Annotated in this window: 6 protein-coding genes; all 6 read right to left on the reverse strand. The window is 35.3% G+C overall.

All coding sequences use genetic code 11. The features are described from left to right. Window positions 1–6: 6 nt before the first annotated feature. Window positions 7–2,526: a T9SS type A sorting domain-containing protein gene (locus AC2DZ0_RS11470; RefSeq protein ID WP_484641884.1), complete on the reverse strand. Its 2,520-nt coding sequence runs from the start codon at window positions 2,524–2,526 to the stop codon at window positions 7–9. A 192-nt stretch (window positions 2,527–2,718) separates the two neighbouring features. Then, a complete protein-coding gene (locus tag AC2DZ0_RS11475; protein ID WP_484641885.1) occupies window positions 2,719–5,286 on the reverse strand; it encodes a right-handed parallel beta-helix repeat-containing protein in 2,568 nt (855 codons plus the stop codon). An 89-nt stretch (window positions 5,287–5,375) separates the two neighbouring features. Further along, window positions 5,376–6,920 carry an alpha-L-fucosidase gene (locus AC2DZ0_RS11480; protein ID WP_484641886.1) on the reverse strand — a complete coding sequence of 515 codons (1,545 nt, stop codon included), beginning with the start codon at window positions 6,918–6,920 and terminating at the stop codon, window positions 5,376–5,378. A gap of 90 nt (window positions 6,921–7,010) precedes the next feature. Next, a complete protein-coding gene (locus AC2DZ0_RS11485) occupies window positions 7,011–8,102 on the reverse strand; it encodes a T9SS type A sorting domain-containing protein (RefSeq protein ID WP_484490203.1) in 1,092 nt (363 codons plus the stop codon). A gap of 199 nt (window positions 8,103–8,301) precedes the next feature. Beyond that, on the reverse strand, window positions 8,302–9,876 hold the full coding sequence (locus AC2DZ0_RS11490) for a hypothetical protein (protein WP_484641888.1): 1,575 nt from the start codon (window positions 9,874–9,876) through the stop codon (window positions 8,302–8,304). Window positions 9,877–9,919: 43 nt separating this feature from the next. Further along, complete coding sequence (locus AC2DZ0_RS11495) at window positions 9,920–11,743, reverse strand: RagB/SusD family nutrient uptake outer membrane protein (protein WP_484641890.1); 1,824 nt, start codon at window positions 11,741–11,743, stop codon at window positions 9,920–9,922. Window positions 11,744–11,753: the final 10 nt, after the last annotated feature.

Consider the following 11,753-nt stretch of genomic DNA (forward strand, 5'->3'; position numbering starts at 1 on the left):
TCTAAATTATTTGGTTTTATGAATTGTGAGTGTTTTATGTTTTTGTTCAGTTGCCACATGTATATGATAAATTCCATTTGGAAATGGAGAGGTATCAATTTGAGCGATATTATTGAGGATTGTTAATTGTTTTGATAAAACAATTTTTCCAACAGCGTTATATATGTTTAATTGTCCTGTTGGACTAGGGTCTTGTCCGAAATCAATGGTGTAGGAGTTTTGTAAAGGATTTGGGTATCCTGTAATTTCATTTCCTATAAAAATTTCTTTTTGGTAGATGCCTTGACAATCTTTATTTGCTTTTACAGAGATGGAATTGGTGCCATTTTTTAGTGGAATTTCAATGGTTTTTGAGGAAGTCTTAAAAGTATTCTGATTGTGTGTGATTTCAAAAATGTTATCTCCCTCTAGCTTAAGTGTCGTTGTCTTTTTTATTTCGTTGATTTTGCCAGAAACCTCCAAAACGTTCGGAGAGGTAATCACAACTTTTAAGGTTTCGTGGTAATTTTCGTTTTGTGTAGCTGTAAGATCTATATTGTAAATTCCATTGCTTAGGTTTTCAACATTAAAATTTTCACTGAAAGTGAAGGTCTCATCATAACCTTCCTTATAAACTCTTGCGATATACTGATCAGAAAATATTGGATGAAACTTAATAACACCTTCTTGAGCATCAGGACAAGGATTTGAGATTGTTTTAACACTCATGACACCAATTTCTTTATCATAAATGTCGGTAGCAAGAATCATGGAACTTACATGTCCACCGTTATCTGGAAAGGTAACAGATACAGTATTGTCGTTTTCATTTAAAAGGTTGACTGAAAATGGGATTTCTATCATTCCAAAAAAATCATCTCTATCTGATTGATCATATCCTTTGTAGTTACTAGGAACATCCACCTGAACTCCGTTAATTTTAACAAGAGGTTGTTTGGTAACATCATGTTTCCTTCCAATACTCATTCTAAGATTTGCAAATCCACTTCCTTTGATGATATTGTTATAAGTGTAGCTTATTTCTGTGTTTGTAAGGATTGGTTCAAGATAATTCGACGCGTAATAATTGGAGGTTTTTACAGTGTTGTTAAATTCAATATTTTCTTTAAAGGTATATTCTAACATAACAAATTCATCTTTTATAAGGTTGATTTCAGATGGACTTGTATTCAAGGTTGTACTGTTGTAAATATGGGCTTGTTTTGGATATATAATTAAATCCTTTACAAGTACTGATTCCAAGAGAGGTAGACTGGAAAGAAAATTTAAATTAATTTTTTGTTCATGATCATCTAGGTTATTCAAGGCAACGTACATTTTACTATCTTTTACAAAAGCATGACATTGAATATCTGGGTTGTCACTTTTTATCAAAACTCTTTTACCTTCAACATTTTTCCACAATTCATAGAATAGAATTCTAGGCGTATATTCCCATCCTTCAATTTGGTCAACAGGAACCCCAATGTTAGTTGGTTTCCAAAGTACTGCACCATAGGGTTGGTAGTTGTTGTCAGCATTGATATGCCAAGTGGCTTTTCCTGTTATAAAGGGTATGGAATTGCAAATTCTGTCCTCTCTATCTAAAAGGTTTAATAAAATATGATTGATAGATGCAACTGTTTGAACACTTGCTAAATCACTATAGTTATCTCCATATCCTTTTTCTATAGCTCCATATTCTGTAATAGCATGAGGTTTGATTTTATTCCATTTTAGCATGCTATAGTTTTCTATGATATCTAAAATAGCTTCTGAATTACTTCCTGATCTTTTACTGTCTTGACCGGTTACATTAATCCCATCGTATAAATGTGTTGAAAAGCCATACATGTTAGCACCCGCGACATCCATAAATAATTTCATATTGTCGTTCCATTGACCAAAATCCCATAATTCCATGGAAGGCCAGGCAGCGGAATAACCAATAACCTTCATGTTTTTTAATTCAGGTTTTGAATGAATGCTTTTACCTACTTCATTGTAAAATTCAGCCATTTGCGTTTTGATGCGTTGATTTTCTTCAGGGTCCCAACCTTCGTAAAAATCATCTGCATGTACAAAAGGTTCATTCATTACTTCAAAAAATTCTTGACGACCAGAGGTATTCACAAAATTATTGTAATATTCTACTGCCCAGTCTCCAGCTGAAAAAATATTTAGTCCATCTTTAAAAGCACTCCTCGGGTGCTCTGTAGCTACATAGTTTGTGAGTACAGCTTTTATAGTGTTGTTTTCTGGTTTCGGATCGGGATATACGCCAACTTCACCAGTTTTGCTTTTGGCATAAGAATAGGCTCCCCAAAATCCTCTTCCTCCAGTGACATTATAGTCAGATCGAAATTTTGATTGGTCAACATCCGAGCCAGTATCATGAACAGAGAAAAATTTTGTTCTGTCAATTTCTGAAATCTCTCCAATAAAACGTTGGCATTTTAGATCAATATAGATATTTGATTCTTGTGCTTGGTTTTTTTGCAAAAAGGTAAATACAAGAAAACTTAGAACTCTAAATTTTGATCTCATGAAATAGTTGGTTTAGGTTTGTCAATCAAAATTACTGGATAAGTCAATTTTGTTGGGAAACAGATGAAGTTGATAAGGGAACAAATGTCTTTATTTTATGAGAGGATGATTTGAGAAGTTTTTTATAAAAGAAAAGCGCAGATAGTATGTATCTGCGCTTTCCGTTGTTCTAGTGACTAATTGTTAAGTGAATTAGTTCTTTATTATTTTTCTCAGAATTCCATTATCGGTCCGTATGATATAAATTCCTTTTGGTAAATGAGAAAGGTCAATTCTATCAGAAATTGGGAGGGTCATAACGTGTTTTCCAATTAGGTTTGTAACTGTTATAAAAGTGGCATCTTTGATATCGGAAATAAAAATAATTCCCGTTGTTGGATTTGGGTATATTTTTATTTGTTCAACCGAATTTTTATCAATCGATAATGATTCTGCTACTGTTACATAAGAATGATCAGGTAAAGTTGGAGTAAAATCGGTGTCAGATCCTGCCAGCATTCTCAATTCATATCTATATGTTTCACCAGAATTATTGATGTCTTTCACTTGAAGTTCGTCTGTTGTCCAGATGATGCCATTGGTACTAACATCCGCTGGAGGGGTAATGATCATACTTGTTTGAACATCATGACCAATAGGAAGTGTAGTTGTGTTTTTATACTGCGCTTTCCATTGGTGCCACCAAGGAGAAGGTTGAACAACCCAAAACGTGAATAAAATTCCTCCTGGTTCTATTTCTGTGTCAGAACTGTAAGTGAAAGGGATTTCTAAACTATTATTCGCATTGAGAGTTGGGTGTCTAGGGTTCCATGTTAGTTCGTCAATAATATTTTCACAATCTTCACCAGGTAAACCGTAACAACCTAGACCTGTAGGACTGTATTTGTGATCCCAAGTCATTCCGGCTACCCATTCGGTAGCGCTGTATTCGTAAGCACCTACATCTGGTGCTTCTCCAATAAAACCGTCAGTATAACCAGGAATAAGTTTTCCAGCATTAATTGCCTCTGATTCTGCTACTAGATTAAAGTTTCCGTTTGCAGAGTCTACAAAAGAAGCTGAAGTTGTAGTAATGTTGTTTTGTTGGTCGGATTGTGGTTCCCATTCTGAATCACCACCAAGGTTATTCCATACTTTTACATTTGTAAATTCAGTACCTTCAAGATGCCATGCTCCCATAACAGCTGATCCATTGAATAAAGTGTTGTTGTAAATCTCTATGTCTTTTCCATTCCAATTGATTTGAATGTTTGTCCATTCCGTATTCCATACAACATTATGATGCACAATAAAACTTTCAGCATCGTTATCTAAATAAATTCCTGCGGCTTTTGATTTAGTACCACTAGATTCGGTATCATGAAACCAGTTATGATGAATTTCTGTATTTGGTTGTGCACCCACTGTATAGAATAAGGCACAATCATCTGCTAAGCGATTACTTTGTGAAACATCATTATACGAAACAACATTATTAGAACCTGCATATTGAATACAGTCTCTACCTCCATTAAAAATGGTATTGTTTATAATAGTGCTATTTTCAATTCCTCTAGCTACTAAAGGAGCATCATAATTGGAAAGAAAATCAAAATCATGAATATAATTGTCCTTTATGGTTATATTGTTTCCTCTTGTTTGGATTCCAGCCCCAGCATTAAAGGCAATTTCACATTTTTCTATCGTGTTATTGGAACCTTGCATGCTAATACTTGCTTTACCGGATCTTGAAGATTCAGCAACTCCTAAGGTGTGATTTCCATAAAAAGAACTGATACCATAAAGCAAATTGTTTGTCGTTCTATTGTTTCCATTGGTGTGCCAGGTAGAGGAATCTTCCATGTTTATTGTTCCACCGAAAACTGCAAGATTTTTTATATGGATATATTTTTTGTCTTTTAGATTGATGGTTTCAAGTCTTCTGCGCATTTTAACTTCTCCATCTATAGGAGCAAGTCCAGAAGGAAGTTGCACAAAAAGTTCTCCAGAATTTTCATCATAATACCATTCGTTTTCATAATCTAGAGCGGCCTTAGCTCCCTCTAGAAAAAAATCTCCCAAGTCAGCAGGAGCATGATAAGTTCTAACCCATTCTTCAGAATCATTGAAGGTCAGGTCAAATGTTACTTTTCCTGTTGAGCTACTTTTAATAGTTCTTTTCCATGCTGTCCATCCTGAACCGGGTTTGTCTCCGTAAAACCAAACCGCACCTCCTGTCCAATCTATATTAGGGATGGAGGATTCTGTTAAATAAGCGTCAATTTCCACGGTTCCATCGCTACCTCCCGTATTGCGTATTGAGTTGAGTACAAAAGGATCGGAAGTAGTTTTGTTAGGCCATCTTGCATAATTCAAAGCAGTTTGGTCATTCATTACAAAGTTCTCTTGGGAAAGTGAACTGAATGGAATTGTGGTTTTGTATATAGCTCCTTCAGATTGTGTCCAGCCTGACAAGGCTTCCATGGCAGAAATTATGACTTTATCTCCTGGGTAAGATTGGAATATAATAGGATTTCCGTCAGTACCAGAATTAGTAGGGGTCAACGTTTCTTCATAAGTTCCTGCTTTTATATAAACAATGTCTCCTGCTACAGCAACTGTTGCCGCTTTTGAAATTGTAAGGTAGGGTAGCTCTTCTGTTCCAGGATTAGAATCATTACCTGTTTTTGCTACATAAATATTATTTGAGTAGATAAAAAAGTGAATGAATAATAAACCTATGGTTAGTAGGGTCGTATAGTTGTTTTTATAGGTTGTCATTGATTCTAATTAATAGGGGTGTTTGTGTTTACAAAAAAAAGCGCAACTCACATGGAGTCACACTTTTTTAAGACTAATTAACCAAAATTTTAAAGTGATATTGCAATTGTATATGCGAAATCACAAGGCTTATTTTTAGGCATATGTACTTCTAAACCTTCATTTGTTTGATGCCATTTAATTTTTTCTTTAGATCCTAATACTTTTACTTTAGAGATATTAAGGTCTTTGGCATTAGGATTCGTTTTTGCTAATGTTTTGATTTTGATGATACCATTAGCTGGCCAATCAAGTGTAATTGCATAAAGTTTATTTCCTTTAGAGGTAAATCTAATGTCTTCTGAAGAAAGGTCTTTATTATTTCCTTCAGAATGATGTCCTTTTTTTACTTCCGTAGGACCTTCTCCAAAAGTTCTCCAATATTTTGTATCGTAGATAGCTTCACCATTGATAGAAAGCCAATCTCCCATTTGTAACAAGATTTTTTGTTGATCTTCTGGAATAGTTCCATCAGATTTTGGACCTACATTTAATAAAAGGTTTCCATTCTTACTCACAATATCAACAAGATCATCAATAAGTTGATTTGCCGTTTTTGATTGCCAATTGGTTACATAACTCCATGAGTTTTTTCCAATAGATGTATCTGTTTGCCACGGCAATTTTCTAATACCAGGCAATTTTCCTCGTTCTAAGTCGTATACAACAGTTCCTTCTGGGAAGGCTTCATGAGAAAAATTTTTGTCTTGAAGTACCACTTCTTTTCCCCATTCAATTCCCTTGTTGTAATAATATGCTGCTAATTTCGGTCGCAACTCGGCAAAATCTGGAATATCAACATAAAAATCTAACCAAAAAATATCTGGTTGGTAGTTGTCAAGAACATCTTTAGTTCTAGCCCACCATCTATCTTTAAATTTTTGAGATACGGGTTCTGTTAAGTCAGTACCTTTTGAAGAATATAAATCTGCATATTCAGGGTCTGTTGTATCAAAGTGTGCTTTTTTGTTGTAGAAAGACCAGTTGAAAGCAAAATGAGAAGAAGCTCCCATGATCATACCTTTATCTCTACCTGCTTTAAAAAGTTCGCCTAATACATCTCTTTTTGGTCCCATGTCATAGGCGTTCCATCGAGTAGTGTTAGACTTATACATCGCAAAACCATCATGATGATCTGCAACTGGAATTACGTACTTTGCCCCTGCTTTTTGAAAAAGACTAATCCATTCATTTGCACTAAATTTTTCTCCTTTAAACATTGGGATAAAATCTTTGTACCCAAAGTTTTTTTGGTCACCCCAGTGTTTTTTATGATGTAAGTATTCTCTACTCGGACCTTTCGTTCCCGTATTTAATTGCGCATTGAAATTCGCTGTATCCATATACATTTGTCTAGGGTACCATTCAGAACCATATGCGGGAACACTATAAGCACCCCAGTGAATAAAAATTCCAAATTTAGCTTCATTAAACCAAGCCGGATCTTTGTAATTTTTTTTGATAGATTCCCAGTTTGCTTCAAACTTAGGAGTTGAGGTTGTTTTACTTGCAACGGGTGTTTTCTTGTTTGCGCAGGCAAATACTAAACAGGAAACTGCAAGTAAGCTTATTTTTTTAAGGGTTTTTAATTCCATGAGAATTTTCTTTTTAGTTAGAGTGACTTAGAGTCAATTAAGGGTCAAATTATATACCTAATCTAAGAAGTATTAGATTGGGTATGTTTTTTATTGTTTTACAATTTTTCGTTGCAATCCATTGTCTGTTTCTATGATGTAAACACCTGCCTTCATTCCTGATAAATTTATAGTAGTGGTTGCTGGTAAAACTTTTAGTGTTTTTCCTAATACATCAGTTATTGTAATAGTTTGTGCTCCCTTTAAGTCAGAAATGTAAACTTCTCCTTCAGTAGGGTTTGGATATACTACTGTGTTTTTATGTTCGGTTTTATCCGTTGACAAAGTTTCAGTAATGATAGGATAGCTTTCGCTCGGAATGGCTGGCTCAAAATCATCTGAGTCAACAGCAATCATTCTTAGTTGATATGAGTATGATATAAGACCGGCACCAGGGTAACTTGCGTCACCGCTATTCGGATCAAGTGTAGGCAAGTCAGCTGTGGTAACCATATTGCCACTTCCGTCTTGTAAACCAGCTGGTACATTAATAGAGATTGTAGTTGTTAAATTATCTCCTGAAGGAAGAATTGCGGTATTTGAATAAGCCCCATGCCAAACGTCAGAAAAAGGATCTGTAATAGTCCAAAGCGTGAATTTTATTCCCCCTACTGGAATATCACTATCTGAAGAATAACTAATTCCAATATCTATTGTACTTGAAGAACTTATTGATGGGCTAGTAGGGTTCCAAGAAAGAACATCAGCTGGAGAAACAATAGTAATAGGTTTGTGGGTAGAAGTTTGCCACGAATTATTTGAATTTTTCCAAGATATTCCCATAACATAATAGTTACCACTGGCTAAATCAGCGGATGGAGTAAGACTAGGTATAGTCCAATTAACAGTTGCATTTCCAGAATGTTCACCACCTGCAGAATTGTCACTGTTCCCAGCTCTCCAACCTTGGTTTACATTTTCTGAGTTATATTCAAGGATTACGAATTGTACTTTTGCATCTACAGTATAATCGAGTCCCATTCCATCGTCACCAGCGTCATAGTCGGCTGCAACAGTATATGAGCTACCTAAAGTTATTGTTGCAGGAGGTTCTGTTGTCCAGGTAGAAAAGGGAGCTGTTTGCGAAAACATCTCCATGCTTACAACAATCAATGTCAAACTAAAAAGTAATTTTTTAAACATAATAAAGATTTTTGTGGTTATATAATGTCCAAAATTATTGCAATAGTGTTATTTAAGGGAAACGAAATGATTTTTTCGAGGAAACAAATGACTTATTTATAGAGTTTGTTAGTTTTTAATTAGTTGTTTTTGTGTATTTTAGGGTTTTTAATAAAAAAAAGCCTGCAGTTGATGCAGGCTTTTCTATTGGTTCAGTTTGTTATGGTCTGATGTCTTTTTCTTTGATTACAAAATCATCGAAATACATAACTCCTCGTTTAGCAGGATCTTCTCCTGGAATACGAAGCATAATAGCTGATCCAGGTTTAAGGTCGCCAGGAGCATATTCATATGAGAATTTAGTCCAAGTACCTACGGCAGCTGAAGCATCTGTCCACCAACCTTTCCATTGTCCATTTATAAAGTGAGGCCAGATATTAGGATAATTTCCTCCTGGTTCAATATATAACATGAATTCTAGTAAGTAGGTTTTGTTTTCTAAAGTGAATTGAGCTCCGTTACTCATAGGGTTACATCTATAACCCGCAGCATTGTTTCGTTCTTCACCATCAAAAGTAAGTTTTAAACTATAGTCTCCTGAGTAAGGGTTGTCTGTAGTAACTTCTATTAAAGTATCATCTTCCCAAGATGGAACCCATGAAGCAGAAGCACCACCATCTTCCATTGTTGAAGCATTTACATCAAATACATTAACAAAGTATGAAGTTACAGGTAAATCTGAGAAAGCATCTGGTGTTCTTGTGTCGGTTGACTCTAAGGCTCCCATTCCATCGTAAGATACCGTAATATTATCTGATTCATAGATCGGATCAACTAGGTTGATATCTAAAATTGTAGCATCACTTTCGTTAATTGTAACGGCGTCAATTGCGAAAGCTGTTCCGTTTACATTTACAGTAAAGTGAGACTCTTGATCTGTAAAAGGTGCAAATTCACCATTATACGGAATCTGAATGGTTTGATCTTCAAGTTCGATAACATCACCAGAAACGATAAATGGTTGTGATGATGGAATTACTTTAAAATTAACTGGAATTTTATAGCTTTCCCAGTCACCAGGTGTGTTTTGTGCTGTTCTACTAAGATTTAAGGTACCCTTCCAGTTTCCTAGTTTTTTGAAAATCAAGGTTGCTACTTGTTCACTACTTGAAGAACCACCTACATTCCAATTCCAAGTGTCTGGTCGTCCAATAGTAGTAATATCTGTAAATTCAATATTGTCTCCAGCTTCTACATAAATAGTATCTAAAGGATTTTCGTGTGGCACTAAAACACCAGCTTGTCTTACTTCAATAGCAGGTACGATGGTGTCGTAAACATCTACAACGAATGTAGTATCCATTACCCACTTGTCACCAATTTGAACTGCTGGTATGGTATCATTACCTCTAAACGAAACGGAATCTTTGAAAGTGTTGTAAAGTCTAATTTCTTGCAAACCAGATTTTTTAAACAATACATGAATTGTTTTGTCCGTTGTTTCCGTAGCTCCTCTATTGATTATAAATTGATCAAAAACAGAATCTTGTCGCTGAATTGGTCCTTCAAGAAAGTAGTTTCCTTCACCGATAGTCCATTTATGTTCTATTGTTCCTTGAGATAAATCTGCAAAAGACATGTATTTGTTAATACCAATTTTCCATTCCGTTTGTCTTAAGGCAGAAGTGTACCAACCAATATCAGAGTTTGAATTGGGTGCATCGTAGTCGTTGTTGTTACAGCTAGTAAAAATACTAGAAACAACTAGAGCAATTGCATATATTTTATTTTTCATTGGATTAGTTTTTTAATTATTAATAGAATATCCTTTTTGTTGGTTATTCATTTAATTTAGGATTTGCCGTAATCTCACTATTTGGTATTGGCCAATAAGCGTGAGCTTCTTTAATATAGTTTTGGGCAGAAAGATGAAATTCTTTAAAGTTTTCATCTGCTGCTGCACCGCCATCATTTTGTAATACTGCTCCCCATTTAGTCCCTGGTTTGTTTTCAGCTGTAGTATAGGTGTGGTTTGTTACGTAGTATTCTTTTTGAGATAGTTCTAAGAAGTAGTCATTCATAGTTTTGTTAATCGTACCATTCTCAACCCATCTTCTCAAATCAATATGTCTGATAGCATTTCCTTCAATTGATAATTCTAAAGGTCTTTCCGTATACACTAAATGTTGCATAAGAGTTCCGTTTTTTCCTGTTGTATGCGCAATATTATCGTGTAAGCTAGTTGGGTATTCTCCTGTACCATCAATACCTAGTAGTTGTAACCCAGAACGTTTTCTAACTCTGTTTACGTAAATCAATGCTTCATCCACAGATCCATCATTCATTAAAATTGATTCTGCGTACATTAAATAAACATCTGCCAAACGAATCAATCTAACATTTACACCAGAACGAGGTGTCGCTGCAGAAATAGTTCTTTCACTTTCAGCAAAATCCCAGTTCGTGTATTTTCTGAAATAGGCATATTCTTTGTTGTTGAAAGGAGCTGACTGAGCAGGGGTCAATCCTTGCGTAACCTTACTTCCATCATCTTGAGTGACATCTCCGATATAGTAATATAGATCTTCATCATCGGGTAAGGCAATAGAATAAGAAGCTCTTAGAGAGTATTTTCTTAAAGTAGTTCCACCAGCTCCATCACTTACTTGATTTCTTAGGTCAGTAGGATCCAGAGGATCTTGTTTGTAGGCCATTGTTAACCAACATGCTGGTATTACGGTTCTCCAACCACCAACTGGACTTACCAAGAAATTGTTTACACTTGAAATTTGCTCTCCAGAATATGGGTCAATTTCATCTTTGTAGTTAAGAGAGTAAGCAATTTCCAAGATTGATTCAGAATTGAACTCATCCATGGTAGTAAAGTTACTTCCAATGTTAGGAGTTAAACTATAGCTGAATTCATTAATTACTTTTCCAAACCAGTTTTGTGCTTCGGTATAATTATCTGCGTATAAATAACTTTTACCAATAAGTGCCGCCGCTGCACCAGAAGTAAATCTTCCTAGGTTTGCAGTGTCCCATGATTCTGGTAAGTTATTGTAGGCGAATTCTAAATCTTGTAAGTAAAATGCCTCCACAGCACTAGCTGAACTTAAAGGTTGAAAGAAGTCTGATTCTTTTTCAGGAACAAAGTCAAAAATTACTACAGAACCATTGTTAAAAGAGTTGTGCAAGTAAAAATAGAACAATCCTCTTAGTCCTCTTGCTTGAGCCAAAATATAGTTGGCAGCGGCTTCTTCAGTAGCATTTGGATGAGTTCCTTTTAGACGTTCAGCAGCAATAATTACCTGATTTGCTCTAAAAATTCCTTGGTAAAGAAATTGCCATTTACTGTTAGGAGCATCAGAAGAGTTATTAAATGTCTGCAAGTAATACTCGTTGGTTGGGTTAGGTCTACCAAACCCAGGGTATGTCAAGTCTGTTCTGTTATTCTCATCTGTCATTCGGATAATGTTTCCGCTTTTAAGGGAGCTATAGACAGCGATCAGACCAATGTCTAAATCGTTTCTGTTTTTCCAAAAACTTGCAGTAGATAGTTGATTTGGATTCACTTGTTCAAGAAAATCGTCACTACAAGCAGTAAGCGTCAAGATAGCCATCAAGACAATTGCTATTTTGTGTATATGTGTATTTTTCATGGTTGAAAAT

This window comes from Flavicella sp. IMCC45668, from assembly GCF_057219105.1.